This is a genomic window from Paenibacillus sp. FW104-T2, from assembly GCF_058789975.1.
Map to the genome: position 1 here is coordinate 1 of NZ_JBYTCE010000017.1, position 21,103 is coordinate 21,103.

Annotated in this window: 17 protein-coding genes; 4 read left to right on the forward strand and 13 right to left on the reverse strand. The window is 47.8% G+C overall.

Annotated features, from left to right (window positions below; genetic code table 11):
• Positions 1 to 106: 106 nt before the first annotated feature.
• The 10 genes from treR to AC3WQ3_RS20060 form a co-directional block, all read right to left on the reverse strand.
• Complete coding sequence (gene treR / locus AC3WQ3_RS20015; RefSeq protein ID WP_336780234.1) at positions 107 to 817, reverse strand: trehalose operon repressor; 711 nt, start codon at positions 815 to 817, stop codon at positions 107 to 109.
• A 113-nt stretch (positions 818 to 930) separates the two neighbouring features.
• Positions 931 to 1,584, reverse strand: coding sequence for a prolyl oligopeptidase family serine peptidase (locus AC3WQ3_RS20020; RefSeq protein ID WP_154893393.1), 654 nt, complete (start codon positions 1,582 to 1,584; stop codon positions 931 to 933).
• A gap of 16 nt (positions 1,585 to 1,600) precedes the next feature.
• Positions 1,601 to 2,617, reverse strand: coding sequence for an SDR family oxidoreductase (locus AC3WQ3_RS20025; RefSeq protein WP_492473275.1), 1,017 nt, complete (start codon positions 2,615 to 2,617; stop codon positions 1,601 to 1,603).
• A gap of 97 nt (positions 2,618 to 2,714) precedes the next feature.
• Positions 2,715 to 3,140 carry a cupredoxin domain-containing protein gene (locus AC3WQ3_RS20030; RefSeq protein ID WP_492473276.1) on the reverse strand — a complete coding sequence of 142 codons (426 nt, stop codon included), beginning with the start codon at positions 3,138 to 3,140 and terminating at the stop codon, positions 2,715 to 2,717.
• A 228-nt stretch (positions 3,141 to 3,368) separates the two neighbouring features.
• Positions 3,369 to 4,316, reverse strand: a complete 948-nt coding sequence (locus AC3WQ3_RS20035) for an EamA family transporter (RefSeq protein ID WP_492473277.1) — start codon at positions 4,314 to 4,316, stop codon at positions 3,369 to 3,371.
• A gap of 340 nt (positions 4,317 to 4,656) precedes the next feature.
• Positions 4,657 to 6,864: a DEAD/DEAH box helicase gene (locus tag AC3WQ3_RS20040; protein WP_492473278.1), complete on the reverse strand. Its 2,208-nt coding sequence runs from the start codon at positions 6,862 to 6,864 to the stop codon at positions 4,657 to 4,659.
• A complete protein-coding gene (locus AC3WQ3_RS20045; RefSeq protein WP_492473279.1) occupies positions 6,861 to 8,204 on the reverse strand; it encodes an ATP-binding protein in 1,344 nt (447 codons plus the stop codon). Before AC3WQ3_RS20045 ends, AC3WQ3_RS20040 begins: the two co-directional genes overlap by 4 nt.
• Positions 8,205 to 8,211: 7 nt before the next feature.
• Positions 8,212 to 9,798, reverse strand: coding sequence for a TerB N-terminal domain-containing protein (locus tag AC3WQ3_RS20050; protein ID WP_492473280.1), 1,587 nt, complete (start codon positions 9,796 to 9,798; stop codon positions 8,212 to 8,214).
• Between the two features lie 207 nt (positions 9,799 to 10,005).
• Entirely contained in the window at positions 10,006 to 12,549 is a 2,544-nt protein-coding gene (locus tag AC3WQ3_RS20055; RefSeq protein ID WP_492473281.1) for a diguanylate cyclase domain-containing protein, read from the reverse strand.
• Positions 12,550 to 12,642: 93 nt separating this feature from the next.
• A complete protein-coding gene (locus AC3WQ3_RS20060) occupies positions 12,643 to 13,236 on the reverse strand; it encodes a biliverdin-producing heme oxygenase (protein ID WP_336779836.1) in 594 nt (197 codons plus the stop codon).
• A 419-nt stretch (positions 13,237 to 13,655) separates the two neighbouring features.
• On the opposite strand from AC3WQ3_RS20060, the gene AC3WQ3_RS20065 reads away from it, so the two are divergent.
• From AC3WQ3_RS20065 to AC3WQ3_RS20080, 4 genes are all read left to right on the forward strand, one after another.
• Positions 13,656 to 14,453 carry a Nif3-like dinuclear metal center hexameric protein gene (locus tag AC3WQ3_RS20065; protein WP_492473282.1) on the forward strand — a complete coding sequence of 266 codons (798 nt, stop codon included), beginning with the start codon at positions 13,656 to 13,658 and terminating at the stop codon, positions 14,451 to 14,453.
• Between the two features lie 254 nt (positions 14,454 to 14,707).
• A complete protein-coding gene (locus tag AC3WQ3_RS20070; RefSeq protein WP_336779834.1) occupies positions 14,708 to 15,133 on the forward strand; it encodes a DMT family transporter in 426 nt (141 codons plus the stop codon).
• 45 nt (positions 15,134 to 15,178) lie between these two features.
• Positions 15,179 to 15,877, forward strand: coding sequence for a Crp/Fnr family transcriptional regulator (locus AC3WQ3_RS20075; protein WP_336779833.1), 699 nt, complete (start codon positions 15,179 to 15,181; stop codon positions 15,875 to 15,877).
• Positions 15,878 to 15,894: 17 nt separating this feature from the next.
• Complete coding sequence (locus AC3WQ3_RS20080) at positions 15,895 to 16,380, forward strand: DMT family transporter (RefSeq protein WP_336780233.1); 486 nt, start codon at positions 15,895 to 15,897, stop codon at positions 16,378 to 16,380.
• An 87-nt stretch (positions 16,381 to 16,467) separates the two neighbouring features.
• Here the strand turns inward: AC3WQ3_RS20080 and AC3WQ3_RS20085 are convergent, their stop codons facing one another.
• The 3 genes from AC3WQ3_RS20085 to AC3WQ3_RS20095 all read right to left on the reverse strand — a co-directional run bounded on the left by AC3WQ3_RS20085 (position 16,468) and on the right by AC3WQ3_RS20095 (position 21,035).
• Positions 16,468 to 17,184, reverse strand: coding sequence for a YebC/PmpR family DNA-binding transcriptional regulator (locus AC3WQ3_RS20085; RefSeq protein WP_127536594.1), 717 nt, complete (start codon positions 17,182 to 17,184; stop codon positions 16,468 to 16,470).
• Positions 17,185 to 17,427: 243 nt separating this feature from the next.
• Positions 17,428 to 19,149: an assimilatory sulfite reductase (NADPH) hemoprotein subunit gene (gene cysI, locus AC3WQ3_RS20090; RefSeq protein WP_492473283.1), complete on the reverse strand. Its 1,722-nt coding sequence runs from the start codon at positions 19,147 to 19,149 to the stop codon at positions 17,428 to 17,430.
• A 50-nt stretch (positions 19,150 to 19,199) separates the two neighbouring features.
• Positions 19,200 to 21,035, reverse strand: a complete 1,836-nt coding sequence (locus AC3WQ3_RS20095; RefSeq protein WP_492473284.1) for an assimilatory sulfite reductase (NADPH) flavoprotein subunit — start codon at positions 21,033 to 21,035, stop codon at positions 19,200 to 19,202.
• Between the last annotated feature and the right edge of the window lie 68 nt (positions 21,036 to 21,103).

The window sequence follows — 21,103 nt, forward strand, 5'->3', positions numbered from 1 at the left end:
TGAAAACGCTTACTAGTCAACTCATTCTTAACTCTTTATGGAAAAAAAAAGAAACACCCGTCCAATGATGAAGAAGTGGACAGGCATTTCTATTGATCCATTACAGTTATTTACGCCTTGCAAAATCAACAAACCTGAATTTGTCCGGACGGTGCCGGGATTCCGTGAACTGAAAAGGACTCGCATCCTCCAGGTAGACCTGACTGCGTACAACGACCACATTGTGGAAGCCTTCCAGATCCATCAGTCTTCGATCTTCTTCGGTAGGCTCTTCCACCAAGATCTCTTTCTTGGCAAAAGAAATGGACAATCCAAGCTGATCCTCAATGTACTCATAAATGGAATCATTACATATCTCTTTGGTTAATCCCGGGACAAGACGTTGACTGATATAGTCCTTGTCCAGAATGACACGTTCTCCATCCACATTTCTTACACGCACGATTTTCCACACTTGTTCGCCCATCCCAAAATGAATGGTTTTAAACAAGGCCTGATCTACCTTCAGTTCCTCTAATTCCTCAACATGCGTTCTGGCCCGCTGTCCCATTTTCTTGGCCAGTTCCTTGAAGCTGACCAGTCCCGAAATGGGAAAATCAATCTTGCGGATATCCAGTACAATGGATCCCTTGCCCTGAATTTTCTGAATGTAACCTTCTTCATACAGCATTTTCAGTGCTTTGCGTATCGTCTCTCTGGACGTCTGATAGCTTTCGGACAAATCAAGCTCCGATGGCAGAAGCGATCCTGCCTCGATCTCTCCCGTCCGAATATGAGCTGCGATATCTTCGTAGATTCGGATAAACTTGTTATTCATCATTCATCACCATAGTTCATTACCCTTTTTAATCATATTAGCAACCTATTATAGCATTATTGGCAGGGTTAATGCACTCGGTGGTTCTACCAGCATAGCTGATAAGTAAATGTTTACAAGGAGTGACTCAGAAACCACTTATACAGGTCAGGATTGCTGTATGTCTCATCCCAAGCATTATGGTTCCCTTCCGGATAGACGGTCAGCTTCACGTTTGCCTCTATCGCTTCAAGGGCATCCACAATTCCTTGTGATTCCGAGAGAGGAACAACATCATCCTTGGCACCGTGAAATGCCCAGATCGGCACATCACGCAAGGCTTCTGCTCTGGATGGATCGATTCCCCCGCACACAGGGGCTATTGCAGCAAATACATGGGGATAGTCGATGGGCAGATGCCACGCCCCGTAACCGCCCATGCTTAATCCGGTTAGATATACTCTCTTCGGATCTGCAGGATAGTTCTCCAGCACATGTTCAACAATGGCATGCAGAGCTTCCTTTTCCATTGCCCAGAATTCATCCTCCGGACATTGAGGTGATATGACGATAAACGGAAAGCTCTTGTCCTGATCTACAATGTTCGGAAGTCCGTTCGCTTTCACCTTATTCAAGTCACTGCCGCGTTCGCCTGATCCGTGAAGAAACAGAATAACAGGCCATTTCTGATCTGCTGGTTGGTCTTCCGTATCCGGAATGTGCAGCCAATAGTCCAATGTCAACGTTTTGGTTATTTCTTTGACGATTCGATGCCCCGTCTGGGTCATGACTGTCCCCTCACTTCTATTCTCTAATCTTCTTCAACGCTTCGTCCAGAGCTCCAACCACCTTGTCACACCAAACGTCAAATTCAGGATCTTCGGTTTGCAGCTGTGGATGATCCAGCATATAATGTATCGTTTTCCGTATTCCCTGATCCGCTCTCGTTGTTGCTACAAATTCAGGTACAAGCCTCTTGAGTTTGCTATTGTCGAATACGACCGTGTTGGCCTTATCTCCAAGCAAACCGCCGCGAAGGTCCTGATCACTGCATGCAGCCAAAAATTCCGAAGGGACATGAACCGCATTCAGCTTGACACCAAGTACTCCTGCGATAATTTCATAGATTTGGTTCCACGTCACGGACTCGTCTGAGGTAATATGTACAGACTCACCAATGGCATGGATATTACCCATAAGACCGATAAAACCTTTGGCAAAATCACTATTATGCGTAATCGTCCATAGCGATGTGCCGTCACCGTGAATGATTACGGGTTTGCCTTCACGAATCCGCTTGAGAACCTGCCAGCTTCCTTTGGCTCCATGCACGCCCAGAGGCACAGACAGGTCACCATACGTATGGCTTGGACGTACAATCGTCACCGGAAAACCATGCTCCCGGTACTGCTTCATCAGATAGTCTTCACAAGCGATCTTATTGCGTGAATACTCCCAGTAGGGATTGGATAATGGTGTACCTTCCGTAATGCGATAGTCGGCAAGTGGTGTCTGATAGGCTGATGCCGAGCTTATAAATATGAACTGTTTGGTTTTGTCTTTAAATAAACGATAATCTCTTTCGAGCTGTGACGGGACAAAAGCGATAAAGTCTGCAACGACATCAAATTCAAGATCTACAATAAGTTCTGCCACCCGTTCTTCATCGTTGATGTCGGCCTGCAGCACATTGACTTCCGCGGGCAGATCATCATTACGATTGCCGCGATTGATCAAGTAAAGCTCACAACCCTGACTGGCGAGCTGATGCGTAATTGCCGTACTGATTGTACCCGTTCCTCCAATAAATAGCGCTTTCATGTTAGGCCACCTCCAGATGAAATGTCTCACAAGTCCATGATAGCACGCATGCAAAAGAGGAGCAAAGCCAGCTTGTCACTGACTCTGCTCCTCTCGTTTAAACGACCTTAATTGTTCCGTATATCATGTACATGCCGCAGTGAATTTCATATTCTCCAGGCTGCAAATTTTCATCAATCGTGTAGTAGTTGTCTCCTTTTTGCATGTACAAATCCATTCCCAGATCTTGTGAACCAACCGATTTCACATGGGTGACTGACCGGGTAAGAATAAAATTAATTTTAGTTGGAACTCCTGCTTTAACCTCAATCACCCCAGGCTCGAATCCGTCATTACTTACATTCACATCAATGACTTCATATCCTTCCAATTCTTCAGACGTCTTCGCTTGTGCTGTTACCGAACTTCCTGCACCGGGAGACATATCCTTGCCCATGAAATAAACGAGAAATGATCCGAGTAATACAATAACAGCAAGGCCCAGCGTAAACCACGGCCACATTTTCTTGATTGAGCTATTCATATCAGCATGCCTCTTTTCCTGAAATAAAAGTACAGCCTATATCATACCTTAACCCGCTGCAGAAGAAAATGGCTCCTATGGGCCATGTCAGATCATACTTAGCAAGGGAGGGCTCTATATCCAACTGAAAACTTCGTTTCATTAGAAAAAGCCTGATTACTCAGGCTTCTCTATGTTTATATTCATTTCCATGATAACTCTAGCGCATCCCCTGCTTACTAGGGTTAGTTAAGAGGAATACTGCGGAGCACTTCGACTCCGTTTCAACCGCATTTTATACAACTCTGGCAGAGCAACGCCGATCAGAACGATAATGACGCCAAACCACTGCAGTCCGCTGACATGCTCATGAAGTACGATGGAAGATAACAACACCGCAACCGGAAGCTCTACTGCACCCAGAATGCCTGCCATATCGCCCCCAATATGAGGAACCCCAATGGCGAACAACACTGGTGGAATGAAAGCACCGAAGAAACCGAGCAGTAATCCGAACACAAGCAGCTGGCTCCAGATCAGTCCGTTAAACAGGAATGTCGGCGGGAACAGAATGCAGAGCAGAACCAATCCGCCGGTAACCATCCACGCGCTGCGAAAGGCAGGATGTGCTGACGGGACAGCTTTGCCGCTAAACAGCACAAACAGTGAATAACTCACAGCCGCCATCAGTCCGAGTGCAATACCCAGACCGTTAAACTCGCTCAGTCCCTGCTCCAGGAAACCTGCAGCAAGGAGTGTACCTCCAAACAGAATAATCAGAGTTAGGAAGGTTACTTTGTCTGGACGTTGGCGTTTGCTTACCGCCTGAATCAACACGCTAATCCAGGTAAACTGAAACAAGAGAATAATCGCGAGGGATGCGGGAATGTAACGTAATGACTGATAGTACACCAAACCTGTTATAACTGTTGGCGTTCCGGCAGCCATTAACAGTAGACGCTGCTTCCATGTCAGACGCGTAAACACACTGGTCGCTGCTGTTTTTCTAGTCTGTGATCTGCGTTTAGTTTTAAATTTCGTATATAGTGCCAGCAACCAGGACAGGATGAACCCCGTGACCAGCTGTGAACCAACAACCTCTCCGAGTTGATATCCTTCACCGTATGCCAGTACAACTATAGTGGACAAGATGCCATAGCTCATCGCTCCAGCGAGAACGGACAAATAGTATTTCATTATGAATAAACCTCCTGATGATCGATAATACGTCCGCATGTCTAATCCATGCCAAGGTCACAACTTGCCATCCAAACGCAAAAAATCCTAACTTCGAGCAAGGAATAAATGATATTCCTGGCATCGTAGTTAGGAAGTATAGGCTTCCCGTAGAGACCCTCGCCCTGTGTACACTTTTGGCCTGCGAGGTTATACGAAATGAAGTATGCTTTTGTGATGTTACGTATGTGACGACTTTTCATATATTACATGGCAGGTGAGATGGTGTCAACCCCATCATTCCATTGAAGATGAAATTGGACAGCTAGGGATATCGAACGATATCATCCAGGGCATTATCTCATTCAGGAGTTTCCCAAGCCAACGTTTGTTCCAAACCCTCCTGTAAACCTTGCAGATCCAAGCCGTCCACGGCAAAGGCTTCCCTGATCAATGCAGGTGCCACAAATTCATCGTATTTGCCTAGATACGGGGCCTCGTCTTCCGCCAGCAGTCCTGAAGCATCCTCAACGGTTCGGCATTCGCTCATAATCTCTGCCAGAAGTGTTCGTGCATCCACTTTACCAGAGACGACAAAATAATAAGGCTCCATGGGCACGACAGAACGCAGTGCAAATCGATCGGACAGATTATGCTTCATCAATCGTTCCAGTGTTCGAAACGATTTGCTTCCCACCCAAGGGAGGACGTACAGGGAATCACCGCCAGCCGGAATAACCACCTGCTTCAGCAATCCGCTTTCCCGTGCCAACCGGCGTGCACGCTCCAAGCGATTCACCGCTTGTGGAGACAGATAAGGATAGATCACTGAATCCGATAGAACCTCACGCATTTTCTGAATGACCAGCGTATGAATGTCACCCCCCGCTCCAAGCCATAGGGTGTCCACTTTGCCTTTGGCCGCCTTCACATATACGGCTTTGTGTTTATGATCCACTTCTTCCACTTTCCACAGCTTTCCTGCAAGTGAGAAGCAATAGCCAGGCGGTGGAACTGTCGTAATCGAACCGATTTCCTCTGAACCATTCAGCACCTTGTGTTCCTCATCGTCTTTGAAAACCGCGTAAAATCGATAATTATTCACCGTTTTTTCGCCAGTGAGTCCAATGATTAAGGTCTGTTCTTCCGTCCACTGCAGATGATCGGTTTCAATCAAATAATTTAAGAACGTCTGGTACTGATCTGCCCGGATCTGACTGAACGGCGCAAGAGACAGCACGGCATACGCGAGTTCGCGTGGCTCTGCCTCCCCCATGCTTTTCAGCATGCTCATCGTCTGATGGTAGAGAACACCCATTGGCATTTTGCGAGCCTCAAGCGGTTCGACCCATTTGGTCTTCACATACAGCTCTATGACTGCAATGGCACGCAGCAGCGTCCATGGCATGCGAGCTGGAAGCTGCGCTTCTTCATCCTCTTCTTCCGGACAAACGAATAACATTTCCGAAGCCATGTCATCCCGTCTTCCTGACCTTCCCAGACGCTGGACAAAACTCGAAGCGCTGTATGGGGCACCGAGCTGCACAACCCGTTCCAATTCCCCGAGGTCAATCCCAAGTTCCAATGTTACCGTAGCCGCAGCTACTGCCGGACCCACCCCGGTCCGCAGGGCCGCTTCCGTCTCTTCGCGAAGCATGGCTGATATGCTTCCGTGATGTACATGGAATACATCCCTTTCTTCCCGCCGTGCAGCGACTCTTCTCATTTCAAGGATGGTCACTTCGGCATCCGTTCGGCTGTTGGTGAAGATTAGTGCCTTTTTGCGATGTGTACTCTCATAGATGAACTCGTAATAGGCTTTGCGTGCGTTGTGCAGATGTTCGGCCTGCTCCTCATCCCGGGCATCAGGAAAAGAGAAATGCTCCACCCGCAAGCGCAGCTTGCGGCCGCCTGGAGAAGACACTACATCTACCCCTTCCTGCGTTCCAGCTGCCAGCCATGAAGTTGCTGCCTCATAATCACTCAGCGTCGCAGATAATCCAACTCTGCGGGGTCTGCAGCCAGCCATCCGTTCAATCCGGGCCAATTCACTCAATACCTGAATGCCCCGATCTGCTCCCATGAATGCATGGACCTCGTCAATAATAACGTACCGCAAATCATGAAACAGGGCTGGTATGGCATTGGGACGGTTCATGAGCAAACCCTCCAGCGATTCCGGTGTAATCTGGAGCACGCCGGACGGATTACGCACCAAACGTGTTTTTTCCGCTTGAGGCACATCCCCGTGCCAGTGCCACACCGGTATGTTGCCCTCAGATAGCAGATCCTTCAGACGCTCAAATTGATCATTAATCAGTGCCTTAAGTGGCCCGATGTACAAAATGCCCACCGATTTGGAAGGACGTTCATACAGCTCCGTCAGTGCAGGAAAAAAGGCTGCTTCCGTCTTGCCTGAAGCCGTTCCTGCCGCGATCAGCATATGATGCGGAGTATCGAAGCAGATATGACAAGCCTCAATCTGTGCAGGGCGGAGCGAATCCCATCTTTTTTTATAAATAAATTCCTGGACAAAAGGTGCCAGCCTGTAAAAAGGATTGTCCCTCATAATTCAAATTCCGCCAGAAAATCGTCCATCTCATCCGGAGCAGAAGATGCTGACGTTCCTTTGCCGCCATCCTGTGGCTCGGCTGCCCGCTCCCCAAGCAATTGGGCATAGGTCACTTCCGGATTCTGGTGGAGCGTATGCAGTACATCCATAAAATCTCGCACTACTTCACGGGTTGTTAACAGCTCATCCGCCCCGAGACGGTTCACCGCCGTTTGCATGAAATCAACCAGATCTTCGTCCGTCAAGCTGGCAAGGTAACCAAAGTGAAGGGCATGAATCTGACGCAGCTTCTGCAACAGGATGAGAATCTCTTCATGAGATAACATCGCAAGCTTTAAAATAGGTCCTGTGTAATTCGCATATTCTCTCGCTGCATACCGACCATCGATCAGTCTGGAACGAAGCGCCTCATAACTAAACAATCCGCGTCTCTCATCCTCTACAAATTGCGGCGTACCGCCAACAAAGATGCCGAGGTGCTCTGCCTTGCCCTGCATTGTATCATTAAACATGGTCAGCAATTTCTCATAATTGCTCTGCCGAGAGATGCTATTTGTGATTTTGTACAGATTCACCGCTTCATCAATAAAGAGCAGCAATCCTTTATAACCTATACGTGCCGTAAACTCCGACCATAATTTGAAATAATCATACCAGTTGTCATCATCGATGATCACGCCGACAGCAAGTTCCTTTTTGGCTTCTGTCTTGGTGGAATACTCCCCTCTGAGCCAGCGAAGCGCAGCCTGTTTGCGATCATCATCTCCCAGCTTGTATCCGTTCCAGTACGAAGCAAGAACTTTGGCAAAATCAAAGCCGTGCACCAGGTTCTGCATTTCGTTCGTGACCGCGTAAATCTGCTTCTCCACCTCGGACGGCAGAGCCGGATCATCAGGTCGCAAGCCCTGGTTCTGCATCGTTTGCTGCTGCAGGGCAGCAATCCACTTTTGCAGGATCGGTTCAAGTGCTCCGCCATCCGGACGTGTGCGCGTGGACAGACGGGTCATCAGTTCTCGGTACGTTGCAAGTCCTTGACCTTTGGTACCTACCAATCTTCGCTCTGGGGACAGGTCTGCGTCTGCTACAACGAACTCCCGGTCCATCGCATAGTTGCGAATCATTTGTAAAAGAAAGCTTTTCCCGCTGCCGTATCTTCCTGTAATTAGTTTAAATGCTGCTCCGCCTTCGGCAATGTTATCCAAATCACGCAATATCGCGTCTACTTCAGGCTTGCGGCCGACGGCAATCTGCTCCAGTCCAATTCGCGGCACAACACCCGCTGTCAATGAATTCACCAGCGCGGTGGTCAGCCGTTTCGGTATTTTTAGTTCTGTCACTGTCCTCTCACCTCTTCACATGTTCAAATACATTCATATATTCAGAAACAATCCGGTCACTGTCGATCAGCAGGTCACCAATCGTTTCCATGGCCAGATCGTTAATTTCATCAAGCAGAAGTGCAGGCATTGTTCCATAGTGTTCAGCCACAAGGTTCAGTTCAGTATCGGGGTTCTCGCTGAGCAGAGCATGAATGGCCATCACATGCTGAGGAGCAAGCTGGTCCACCAAGTGGGTCCACTCTTCATCCAATTCCCCGGCAATCGCTTCCTCCCACTGTAATCGGACTGGCGTATTATTCGTTGCGACGGCTTGGGAACGTTCAGCTAACGCCTCATCAGCCTCTGGTTCGAGAGCGTGATCCTTATACAGTTCGGTCATGTATTTCACGGTGTGGTTCGCTTCTCCCTCAACGGCAGCCTGCTGTTCGAAGGAAGCCGCTCCCTGTACCTGCTCCACATCTTCCTCAATCGTTAAAGCCTGGCGGACGTATTCACTCTCCTGCTGTAATGCCGTCAGTTTCTCCGCATCAATTCGAATGATTGGTTTCTCGGCGGCATCTTGTTTAGCGGCATATACCTTGTCCAAATATCGTTCGATCAAGCCTGCGAGTTCAGGTTCCAGAGTCTTTCCACGCAATCGGCCTCTGAATCCGAGCAGTTCCCGACACTTGTTTTCGGTACATCGAAAGACGCGTGTAACCAATTGAACAAAATCCGAATTCTCTCCAACCGGAACATAGGATAAGGGAACCGTTTTTCCATAAAGGGTATCGTCATATACCGCTTTGCGAAACAAGACCCGCTCCGTTGTTCTCGGTTTATCCTGTATGAACTGGTCCGCGATCCCTGCCTGACGTGTTCGCAGCAGATAGGAATCGACGAGCACCATAACCTTGGGAATAACCTCTTCCAGAACTCCCTGGCCTCCATCCCTATAAAATTTGCTGAGCGTGATGTCATAGTCATAATATCGCCGCAGCAGATTCAACGAAACGTCGGAGATTCGATTCTGCAAAATCCGGTGCATCTCCATATCCTGTATCTCAGCGGGAAGATATCCACTTGAAATGTTCAGAATCTCGGACAACGGCATATCCAGTTGATGAACCAGCGTGTAATCCACGAGCCATTCCTGCATATAACCGTCAAGCTGCGGATTCCGGGCACGGTATTGTATCCATAACTGTTTCAGTTGATCAAAACCCGCTTGAGGATCTCTCCACCCTACTCCGTTAATCAATTCATACGTATGAACGAATACGTAGGACAGATCTGTATCCGGGAAACGTCCTTGCCTCACTTCCGACCTCCAGTACAAGTACCACTCGCGCTGGGACTCGTTCATGACACCATAAGTCGGCCAGTAGCTCATAAAGGGAACAAACGGAGCAGGATCTCCCTCCATTTTTTCAAGTTGCCGCGCCTCTTCCACGAATCGCTTCTCCGAAGACAATATGCTGCCACCAGCACGGCTTGAATGAAATTGCCTGTGGGGAATGGTTGAACGTTCAGGCACCGGAACAGCCGAAGCTTCTGGCTCTTCGGTCAGATCGATCTCCATAAATTCCAACTGTCTTGAATGGTCTTTCATTAAAACTGTTTCACCCTCCTCCATAAATCATAATACGAACAAGTGTATCCATATGCCTCATTATAGCACTTGTCCTGTGACAATGGCGATGAGAATGCATTTTTCAAAAAAAGAAAGAATGGCGCTCAAACTGTTCTCCAGTTCAAACGCCATCCTATAATTAATCAACAGTCTTGATCAAATGAATTTGCGATCCATTGTGGGATATTATACCATGGTGATCCGATTTTTCCCTTCACTCTTGGATTGAAGCAGAGCCTGCGTTGCCTTTTCAATTAAATCAGACACGGACAGACTATCTTCAGGCACCATGACAGCACCGCCCACACTGACCGTAACGACTTCATCCGGGCTTGATGGGTCTCGCTGAATCTGAAGAGCAAGCACATGCTGCCTGATCTCATCTGCAAGCTGGTCAGCCTGTTCGGACGTTGTGCCCTTGAGTTTCAGCATAAACGTTCCTCCGCGCAGGCGAGAGATCAGCGCTTCATTCTGCTCACTCACGACAGCCAGCACTTCGCCAATCCATTGCAGGCAAAGATCACCGCCCTGAAGACCGTAGGTAGCATTATAGGATCGGAAATCGTCAATATCAATAATCAGCAATCCCAGGCTGCATTTTTCCTGCAAACACGCATCCCAATCTTCCTGAAGCTGAGATTTAAATATGGATTGAATAGGCATCTCCGTTAATGGATCTGTATTAAGATAGTTTTGCAGCTGATTGGTTGTCTCCGTATAACCTTCCTGCTCGTGGTTGGATACTCCACTGTTCAGGACCACCATGACCGAAGGTTTGCCTGCGTGCCTCACCGAAGCAAGGGTAACCTCCAGGAGCAGGGAAACTCCTGCAGCTGTTGTGAAATAGGACTGATTTGTGTACAGACGTGTATCGTCCAATTTCAACTCCTCCAGATGCTGCTGTAAGACGGTTCTTGCATTATCGGGTACGAATTGGCTGAATTCCATGCCGTTCAGAAGCTTGGAGTTTTCATACCCGAGCAGTTCTGCCGCCCTGTTATTGCAGTATATAATCTTGCCATCCGTCAACGTAAAGAAGGCTACAGGTGAGAATTCCATCAGCTGTAAATAGCGTTGTTCATTTTGCCGCAAAATACGTGCATTTTGCAGTGCCTGCTCTTCGGCCTGAACCAGCTGATTTTCCGTTTGACGACGTACAATGCTTTTGAGCAAAGGCAGCACATTCAGTTCTTTTGTTGTCCATGGATAGGAGGTGGATTGTACAACCTCTCGCCATTTTTCAAACGATTTACGCGGAGAGAGACGCACTCCGTCATCAGTCTTTATAACTGCCTTGGCCGGGTCCCCAGCCCAATCAACAAGCTGGATCACTTCAGGCCGGAACCAGATCATATAATGATGCTCCCCGGGTGAAATTGCAACATAAATTACGCCAGACACTTTCTCCTTGTAGGCTACCGCAGGACCGTACTCCAAACTAAGCTTGGATGTATGATAACTGTAGTCCTCTGATTTACCCGCAAGCCAAGCCGCAAGCTCACGTACTTGTTCACGTGTCGGTGTATCGCCATATAACATTAATTTATCCTGATAGCAGATGGCCGCCCCGGAAGCACTCATGAGACCAAGTAACGTTTGCTCTTCACTCTCAAGCTCTTCCAGAATTCTGGAAGGACTGGTATTCCCGATAAATATGCTCGAAATCCGGGAAGCAGCTTCCCGCGACCTGATCTCTGCCTGATATTCATCCAGCTGTTGACGCTGGAACAATTCACTGGAGAAAAATGCACCGAGGAAGTTGCATAAGTTGCGAACACGGTGAGGGACATATCTGGCCGAGTAATGATGGCATGTAATAAGGCCCCACAGCTGATTGTCATGAATCAGAGAAATCGTTACTGTCGCCCCAACGCCCATGTTCTGTAGATATTCAATATGCAGTGGCGATACACTGCGCAGAACCGAAAGACTTAGATTGAGCGGTTTACCCGTCAAAGGCTGCAGTGTAGGGGTGATCTCTACAGGCTGGTAATTAACGTTAACGATGGTACGCAGCCAGTTCCGCAGATACAATTCACGCGCTTGTTTAGGAATGTCCGATGCCGGATAATGATGTCCGAGAAATGGTTCAAGCTGTTCCTCACGCGCTTCCGCAATGACCTTACCATTCCATTGCTCGTCGAATTCGTAAATCATGACCCGGTCGTAACCGAGCATTTCCTTCACTTGCTCCGCTGCAATCTGACTAGCCTCAATTCGGCTGTCCGTGCTCTTGATTCGTCCAAAAAAGCGTGAGATCCACTCAAAATCATTACCTTCCATCGTTCTGCTCTCATTGGAAGGCTCCATCTCCAGTATGAGCAAACCTTCGCTCTCATGGCTCACCGACGTGAACACCTGATCATGTCCAGCAATGTTGATTGTGAGATCCATATATTGCAGATCTGAGGTTACAGAAGCACTAAAGCTGCGAGCAAGGATCTGGTGAAGACTTTCTCTGCCAATCAGATTTTCGAGAGGCAGACCGAGCACTTTATCGGTTTCAAGGCCGAGAAGCTCTTCTGTATTCAGACTGCATTGAACAATGGTAGGGACATTCTGGGTATTCACAGCCAAAAGCACACCATGAGGCTGAATGAAGCCGGGTATATGAATCGGTTCTTTATCGCAATTGTTTAGATCTATAGGATCATTGGTGTACACACCTTGATGAAGCAGCGTACGGTTCAGCAGATTATTATTATCTTTCCTGGACTTCGATTCGGCCATGGCCTGAAAAAAACCCCTCTCATGATATTCCAATATATAAATTTAAAAGGATTCTTTCATTACAAGTACTCGCTAATTACAAGTTTATATATCTCATTTGGTATTTATCCATTGGTCAAGCAGCCTGAAAGTTTCCGAAGCCGTATGAACCATTTCATTTTGATCTTCCTCGCTGTGAGCGAATTGAACCAGCTGCGCCATGAATTCGGCCCATCTTGTTCTGGTTTCCGAACCATAAGCATTGAAATATTCAAGTCCGCGACCCGCTTCAATCGGCAAAAACTGAGAGAGACGTTTGGTTATGATCTGCCCTCCGTTAGTAGACCCTTCAATGACGTACAGATACCCGAACAATCGTGCAGGCGAAGATATATCCGGCAATTCCTCACATCTTGGCAGCCGCTTGATATCGTCATCACTAGAACCTAAATTACGCAGGTCGTTTTCAAGCAAAATGGCTTTGCCCCGGATTCCGTAATCAAGTCCTGTATTCTCCCAGAACGGCTGCTGCAGAGCAAGTTCTTCCAGTGGTTTTAAGAAACCGTAAAATTTCTCTAGATATTCCTTATACTCTTCTAAGCTCACGGTTTGATTCATAATAGCCTTCGCATAGTCGTTCTGTTCCACTTGTCTGTGATAGTGAGCAGTCTCACTCTTTAGACGTTCCATAATGGTACTGGCTGTCATGTAATCACACCTTTCTCTACTTCCTTCATCAAGATTAAAACCAAACGAAAACCGCATGTTTAGTGCATGTTAAAAAGATGCCTTAATTAATCCAGATAAAGATTCTATGTAAGTATACTTTTTCTCGCAGAAGAAAACTACTTGTCCCCCGTACCGTTACCTTTGGAACGTTTTATACAGTTGTTAATGTACGTCCTCCCTCATATCTGTAGTCCATTCTCATTGTATTACGAGGTGAAAAGACCCCGAATATCGTATTTGCCGGAAGCCACCATTCATTTATTTCCGCTTTTAACATTGGACAATCTAGCAGTGCAATACACCACACGTTATTTAGCAGCAAGTTACAATGGTTAATGCTGGGATTTCATCAAAATGATACACTGAGGATATATTCTTTCACTGGAGGTATCGTATTCATGGAGGTACGTGTTCAAGAAATTATCGATCATTTGACTGCTCATGTAGAATTGCGGGATGACACGGTGGATCAGTTAATTAGCGGATCGATGGATCAACTCGTCTCGGGCATCGTTGTTGCATTCATGCCCACTCAGCAGGTCATTGAACGTGCGGTTCAACAGGGAGCCAATCTGATCATCGCCCATGAGCCCCCCTTCTATAACCACCATAGTCATACGGATTGGCTAACCGAAGATCCTGTCTATCAGACGAAGCGTAACCTCATTGATGAAGCAGGAATTGCCATTTACCGCTGTCATGATTCCATTCACCAAGTTCAACCCGACGGCATCACCGAAGGTTTAGTCCAAGCATTGGGATGGACATCCTTCCTTGAGCAGAGGAAGCCGGAAGCAGATATTCTTTCCTTTGATACGGGTATGACAGTTCAACAAATTGCAGAATATATCAAACAAACACTTCAAATTGAATATGTGCGCGTTGCCGGTAACTTGGAGATGACTTGCCAGCGTGCAGCGGTATTGGTTGGTTTTCGCGGTAATGGGAATCTAACCATCCCCCTCCTGCACAACGAACGATTGAACCTGATTATCGCAGGCGAGGGCTTCGAATGGGAAACACCGGAATACATACGTGATGCTGTACAGCAAGGCAGGCAGCAGGCTCTTATTATGATCGGACACGCCGAAAGCGAGTCTTCCGGGATGAAACTCCTTGCCATGAAGCTAGATCAAGCTTATCCTGAATTGCCTGTGACTTTTGTTGGAGAACAGCCTGTATATAACGTGCTTTAATTGATTTTGGCTTGATCGCTGCCCTCTGACGAAGAGGGCTTCTTTTTATTTTTCTTCAAAAAATCCTTAGTTGCTCTCTGACTGATTAAGTTTAGATTGTACGACCTCCACTTCGCTCACATGTGGATTTTTATGCTCCAATGTTGTACGCTGATGGCTATGGTTTTGGAGTTCAGGACATTTGTCCTTGGCGATCGGGGCACTTCTATCATTTAATAGAAGTCGAAGTAACACAGTGATAAGGAGCGTACAGCATGAAAGGAATTATTTTTGCATTACTCGGCGGTGCCTGCATTACGCTGCAAGGTGTGGCCAACACCCGGATTAGTACGGACATGGGTACATGGCAAGCCGCCACCATTACACAGTTTACCGGCTTTATCTTGGCAGCCATCATTCTGATGTTTGCCCGTGATGTCAATCTTCAGGGATTAAAACAAGTCAAACCGCTATATCTCGCCGGAGGAGCTTTCGGTGCGGTTATTATTTTCAGTGAAGTGTCTGCCATTCAACAAATTGGGGTAACCTTCACGATCTCTGCCCTGCTGATTGCACAGCTGTTCCTGACTTTTCTGGTCGACAGCAACGGGTGGTTTGGTGTTGTGAAGCAGAAGATGAAGCTGCCGCAATTTCTAGGCATAGCGCTCATGATTACGGGTGTTATTATTATGAAACTGTAGTTTCTTTTTAGTTTGCACAAGAACAGGTCGGGGGCGAAGTACTTTATGGAAGAAGTCCATGATGAAAATCAATTGTTAAACTACTTGAAGCAGTACCAGCTCGAAACGGTATTTCCCGAGCCCCTGCGTCCATTGATGACCGTATGTCATTTTGAAAAATGTGAATTGATCTGCCGCCAGGGTGAAGCATCCGAATACTTATATGTGCTGGTAGAAGGCAAAATCAAGATTTTTACGACGTCCGCCCAGGACAAAACACTCGTGCTCTGCTTCAAAACCCCACTTGAAGTTGTTGGAGACGTGGAGTATGTCCGGGAAAGTCATATCATCAATACCGTGCAGGCTGTCACGCCTGTCGTCATGCTGCGTATCCACTACCGGCACCTGGCCGAACATGCAGGCGACTATGCCCCTTTGCTGAAATTTTTGCTAAAGATCATTTCTCATAAGTTCTACATCGATTCAAACTTCTCAAGCTTCAACCTGATGTACCCGGTTGAGGTACGGTTAGCCAGCTACCTGCTGTCCATCTCCACCGAGGAGGCAGGTACCGTCGTACATGAGGGGCTGGATTCATTCAATCTGACGGACATTGCCAATCTGATCGGCACAAGCTACCGGCATCTAAACCGGGTCATTCAGAAGCTATGTACAGACGGGTTCATTGAACGCAACCAAGGTTTTATTCAGGTCAAGGATCGAGCCGGTTTGCGTCAAATTGCAGGTCACAACATCTATGAATAAGGAGATTACAGCTAATGATTGTTACGGGTATTTTGCTCGCATTACTTGCAGGTTCACTCGTCAGTCTGCAAACCGTTTTTAATAGTAAAGTCAATGAAAAGACCGGGTCATGGTCCACGACAACCATGGTTCTTTTCACAGGATTTCTTGCCTCATTCCTGATTTCAATACTGGTAGAAGGCAAAAACACGTTCAGCTTTCAGCATATGCAGCCATGGTATTGGGTTAGTGGCGCTATCGGGGTAGGCGTCGTATTCTGTCTCGTTCAGGGAATGAAGCTGCTCGGGCCTACCTTTGCCATATCCATTGTCCTGACCTCCCAGCTGAGTTTTGCTCTCTTGTTTGATTCAATGGGTTGGCTTGGGCTGGAGAAGATCCCCTTCTCCTGGAATCAGCTGCTCGGGGTGCTTGTAATCGTGGGAGGAATTGTACTGTTCAAATTTGGCGGCAGTAAAAGCAATACAGCGGAGAAACCTCGCCCTGCTCTGCGGTCCGATTCTTAATTACACATGCAAAAAAAGAGTGTCCTGCCATCAGCAAGATGGATTGGACACTCTTTTTCTTATAGACACAAGCATATGCAAGTAGTCTTATACAAACTCTACGTTATGATACACTTGCTGAACATCTTCAAGGTCTTCCAGGGCATCAATCAGTTTTTCAAATTGAGCCTGTGCATCCTCGGGAAGTTCAATATGGTTTTGTGCCAGCATTGTCAGCTCGGCTACGGTGAACTCAGTAACACCAGCAGCTTTGAAAGCTTCCTGTACGGCATGGAATTGATCTGGCTCCGCGTATACAATCACGGCTTCATCCTCATCCACGATATCCCGCACATCCACGTCTGCTTCGAGCAGGATTTCCAGTACTTCTTCAGCGTTTTTGCCTTCTACGCCGATGACCGCAGTTGGATCAAACATGTAAGCAACCGAACCGCTGACACCCATGTTCCCGCCGTTTTTGTTAAATGCGGAACGAACTTCAGGCGCTGTCCGGTTCACATTGTTGGTGAGAGCATCCACGATGACCATCGCACCATTCGGTCCAAAGCCTTCATAACGCAGCTCTTCATAGTTCTCGTCCCCGCTGCCTTTGGCTTTTTCCATCGCGCGATCAATAATCGCTTTTGGTACATTATACGTTTTCGCACGTTCCAGCACGACTTTCAGCGCGCGGTTTGCCTCCGGGTCTGGTTCACCCTTCTTGGCAGCTACATAAATCTCAACGCCGAACTTGGCATAAACCCGGCTTGTATTGGCATCTTTTGAAGCTTTTTTTTCCTTAATATTATTCCACTTACGACCCATATCGTTTCCGCTCACTTTCAACATGTAATCTGCATTCTACCTAGTTATTATATCTTGTTGAGACTGCTTCAACAAGTTCAGTATGACGAAATAATGGTAATGTTCATAGGAAACGGTCTTCAGATCCAGCCTGAAACGTCATCTGGCCTTTCATTAATCTTTTCGCGAATACCGGGTCAATCAAACGAATCTAGCACGAAGAGCACTCCCATAGGGAATGCTCTTTCTAACAAACGAATTCAATCAGGCATGAAACTGCTGGCCGTCCAGCACTTCAGGCACATAACCGGCACGAATAACAAAATCACCGAAATGTTCCCCTTCATAACGTTCTCTCGCATACTGATGCACCATTGGAGTCAGCGTATCCAGAATCTCTGCTTCACCAATATTTTCTTTGTAAAGCTTGTTTAGACGATGACCCGTAAAGCTGCCACCCAGATACATATTGTATTTGCCCGGAGCCTTCCCAATAAACGAAATCTCGGCGAGCATTGGACGTGCACACCCGTTAGGGCATCCCGTCATGCGAATGACGATCTCTTCGTCTCTCAGCCCTGCTTCATCCAGAACTGGTTCCAGCTTGTCGATCAGGGACGGCAGGTAGCGCTCGGACTCTGCCATGGCCAGACCACAGGTAGGCAGTGCTACACACGCCATGGAGCTTCGACGCAGTGCAGAATAATGAGCACCATCCGTAAGATTATACTGCTGAATCAGCGCTTCGATTTTTTTCTTCTTCTGACTGCTGATGTCCCCGATAATCAGGTTTTGGTTGGCTGTCAGCCGGAAATCGCCACTATGAATCTTGGCAATTTCGCGCAATCCCGTCATAAGCGGATAGCCGTCGATATCTTTTACCCGTCCGTTTTGGATAAACAACGTATAATGCCATCTGCCATTGCTGCCTTTGACCCAGCCGTAACGATCTCCGTTATGATCAAAATGGTAAGCACGTGCTGCTTCCAAGCTCCAGCCCAGGCGGTTTGTCAATTCCTCCACGAACCAGGCGAGCCCGCGGTCATCGATGGTATATTTGAAGCGTGCATGCTTCCGTACTGCACGATCTCCATAGTCCCGCTGAATCGTGACCGTTTTCTCCGCAACATCAATCATTTGCTCCGGTGTGCAGAAGCCGATGACTTTGGACACTTGTGGATACGTCTTCGGATCACCATGCGACATCCCCATTCCGCCGCCTACCGACACGTTGAATCCCTGCAGCTTGCCGTTCTCGACGATGGCGATAAACCCGAGATCCTGTGAAAATACATCGACATCATTCGATGGAGGGACCGCAATCCCAATCTTGAACTTCCGCGGCAGATATACTTTGCCGTAGATGGGTTCCACTTCCTCGTCACTCGCTCCGGTATCGATCACTTTCTCCCCGTCCAGCCACAACTCATGATATGCGCGAGTACGTGGATCCAGATGGTTGCTCACCTGACAAGCCCACTCATATACTTCTGCGTGCACATCGGACTGATTCGGGTTCGGATTACACATCACGTTCCGGTTCACATCTCCACACGCCGCAAGTGTGCTCAGCAGGGAATCGTTCACTTCACGAATCGTGTTTTTGAGGTCCCATTTCAATACACCATGAAGCTGGAATGACTGACGTGTAGTCAAACGAATGGTTCCGTTCGCATATTTATGGGCGACTCGGTCCATCATGAGCCACTGCTCAGGAGTTACAATTCCGCCCGAAGCTCGTACACGCAGCATGAACTGGTAAGCAGGCTCAAGCTTCGACTTGTTTCGTTCGTTGCGCAGATCACGGTCATCCTGCATATAGCTTCCGTGATGCTTCATCAGCCGGTTGTCATCCTCCGGAATCGAACCGCTAATGCGGTCCGCCAGCGTTTCAGTGAGACTGCCGCGCAAGTAATCACTTTTGATCTTTATATCTTCCACATCACTATTTGCGCGCTGTGGATTCAGTAAGTTATTATAAGCCATGCTGCTTTCTCCTCTCGTCTCTGCGGGTGCCTTCATCCGGTATTTCCGAATTAATACACGTCCCGCTGATAACGTTTTTCCTGTTGCAACCTAGTCAGGTACTCCGAGGCCTGCTCAGAAGTCAAACCGCCCTCTTGTTCAAGAATGGTAGCAAGTGCGCCATGAACATCATGCGCCATTTTCTTCTCATCACCGCACACATAGATGACTGCGCCTTCCTGAAGCCATTGATACAGCTCTTTGCTGTTCTCCAGCATCCGATGCTGAACATATACCTTATGCTCCGTATCCCGAGAGAAGGCCACATCCATCTTGGTGAGCACGCCGTCTTTGAGCCAGCGCTGCCATTCCGTTTGATATAGGAAATCCGTGAGGAAATGTTGATCCCCGTAAAACAACCACGTTTTGCCCTGTGCTCCCGTTTCTTCACGCTCACCCAGGAACGATCTGAATGGGGCTACTCCTGTTCCAGGCCCAATCATGATGATTGGGGCATCCGGGTTCTCCGGCAATTTGAAGTTCGGATTATGCTGAATGTACACGGGCAGGCTGTCACCTGCCTCAATCCGCTCTGCCAGATGAACTGAACAAACTCCATAACGCTCTCTTCCGCGCGCTTCGTAACGCACCGTACGCACCGTAAGATGTACTTCATCCGGGAATGACTTCGAACTGCTGGCGATGGAATATAAACGTGCAGGGATTTTACGAAGAACGGCAACAAACTCTCCCGCCGGTATGCCCTTCAGGTTATAATCCTGTACCAGATCCAGCAGATCGCAGCTGTTCATAACATTGCGGAACTCCGCATCATTTGCGAGCAAATCGGCAAGTCCACTGTCGGGACTTAGTTTTGCAAGCTCCTGGACCACAGGTTTGGTCACAGCGGTAATTTCGAAATAGCGCAGCAACGCTTCATATACCGATACCTGCTCACCGGATTTGTTCACCGTTACACGTTCATCGGCATTCCATCCCATGGCTGCAATCAGCTCATCTACCAGGCGAGGATGATTTTCCGGGAATACGCCCAGGCTGTCTCCCGGCTCGTAATCCAGATTGGAACCTTCCAGAGACAATTCGATATGACGAGTCTCCCGATCTGATCCCCTGCCGTTCAGATTAAGATTCTCCAGCACTTCTGCCTTGAATGGATTGGTCCGATTGTATTTAGATTCCCCGCCACTCACGGCAGCGACAACAGCTTCGCTGGATAGAGTGCCCGCAGTCGCTGGCGTACTGCTAAGGGAGGCCAGAACGTCATTCATCCATTCCGCTGCCGCTTCGTCAAAATCAACGTCACAGTCTACACGAGGAACAATTGGAGTACCACCAAGCTCCTGCAGACGCTGGTCGAAATCCTTGCCAGTTTGGCAGAAGAACTCATACGACGTATCTCCCAGCGCCAGCACGGAATATTTTAATCCATCAAGCTTCGGAGCGCGTTTGCTGTTCAGGAACTCATGAAGCGGAATCGCATTATCCGGCGGCTCGCCTTCACCATGAGTACTGACAACAATGAGCAGATTCTCAATTTTTTTCAGTCCGTTCGGTTTGAAATCTCCCATTGATGATAACGTCACCTGAAGACCTTGCTCTTCCAATTTCTTAGCCAGCTTCTTGGATAATCCGCTGGAATTCCCTGTTTGGGATCCGTAGAGTACCGTTACTTCCCGGGAAGCCGGGGGTACACTGACAGCCGATACCGCTTCCGCTTGTACATTTGATGCTGCACCTGTTCCGGCCGCTACGGCTGCGATCCCCTGAATAGCTGTTAAATATCCGCTAAGCCAAGTCTTTTGTGAATCGTTCAATGTAGGAATAAGACGGTTGAGCAGCTCAACCTGTTCCTGATTAAAAGGGCTGTTTGTCACTTGAAGTTCCACCATTTGCCACCTCGCGCATTGCTTCAATTTTAATTCCTACTAAAATGATCAAATTTATTTCTACTCTC

What these genes read in the sequence shown, in the direction of transcription:
- treR (WP_336780234.1), bottom strand. Translation starts at nt 817, where the DNA reads ATGAATAACAAGTTTATCCGAATCTACGAAGATATCGCAGCTCATATT.
- AC3WQ3_RS20020 (WP_154893393.1), bottom strand. Translation starts at nt 1,584, where the DNA reads ATGACCCAGACGGGGCATCGAATCGTCAAAGAAATAACCAAAACGTTG.
- AC3WQ3_RS20025 (WP_492473275.1), bottom strand. Translation starts at nt 2,617, where the DNA reads ATGAAAGCGCTATTTATTGGAGGAACGGGTACAATCAGTACGGCAATT.
- AC3WQ3_RS20030 (WP_492473276.1), bottom strand. Translation starts at nt 3,140, where the DNA reads ATGAATAGCTCAATCAAGAAAATGTGGCCGTGGTTTACGCTGGGCCTT.
- AC3WQ3_RS20035 (WP_492473277.1), bottom strand. Translation starts at nt 4,316, where the DNA reads ATGAAATACTATTTGTCCGTTCTCGCTGGAGCGATGAGCTATGGCATC.
- AC3WQ3_RS20040 (WP_492473278.1), bottom strand. Translation starts at nt 6,864, where the DNA reads ATGAGGGACAATCCTTTTTACAGGCTGGCACCTTTTGTCCAGGAATTT.
- AC3WQ3_RS20050 (WP_492473280.1), bottom strand. Translation starts at nt 9,798, where the DNA reads ATGAAAGACCATTCAAGACAGTTGGAATTTATGGAGATCGATCTGACC.
- AC3WQ3_RS20055 (WP_492473281.1), bottom strand. Translation starts at nt 12,549, where the DNA reads ATGGCCGAATCGAAGTCCAGGAAAGATAATAATAATCTGCTGAACCGT.
- AC3WQ3_RS20060 (WP_336779836.1), bottom strand. Translation starts at nt 13,236, where the DNA reads ATGACAGCCAGTACCATTATGGAACGTCTAAAGAGTGAGACTGCTCAC.
- AC3WQ3_RS20065 (WP_492473282.1), top strand. Translation starts at nt 13,656, where the DNA reads ATGGAGGTACGTGTTCAAGAAATTATCGATCATTTGACTGCTCATGTA.
- AC3WQ3_RS20070 (WP_336779834.1), top strand. Translation starts at nt 14,708, where the DNA reads ATGAAAGGAATTATTTTTGCATTACTCGGCGGTGCCTGCATTACGCTG.
- AC3WQ3_RS20075 (WP_336779833.1), top strand. Translation starts at nt 15,179, where the DNA reads ATGGAAGAAGTCCATGATGAAAATCAATTGTTAAACTACTTGAAGCAG.
- AC3WQ3_RS20085 (WP_127536594.1), bottom strand. Translation starts at nt 17,184, where the DNA reads ATGGGTCGTAAGTGGAATAATATTAAGGAAAAAAAAGCTTCAAAAGAT.
- cysI (WP_492473283.1), bottom strand. Translation starts at nt 19,149, where the DNA reads ATGGCTTATAATAACTTACTGAATCCACAGCGCGCAAATAGTGATGTG.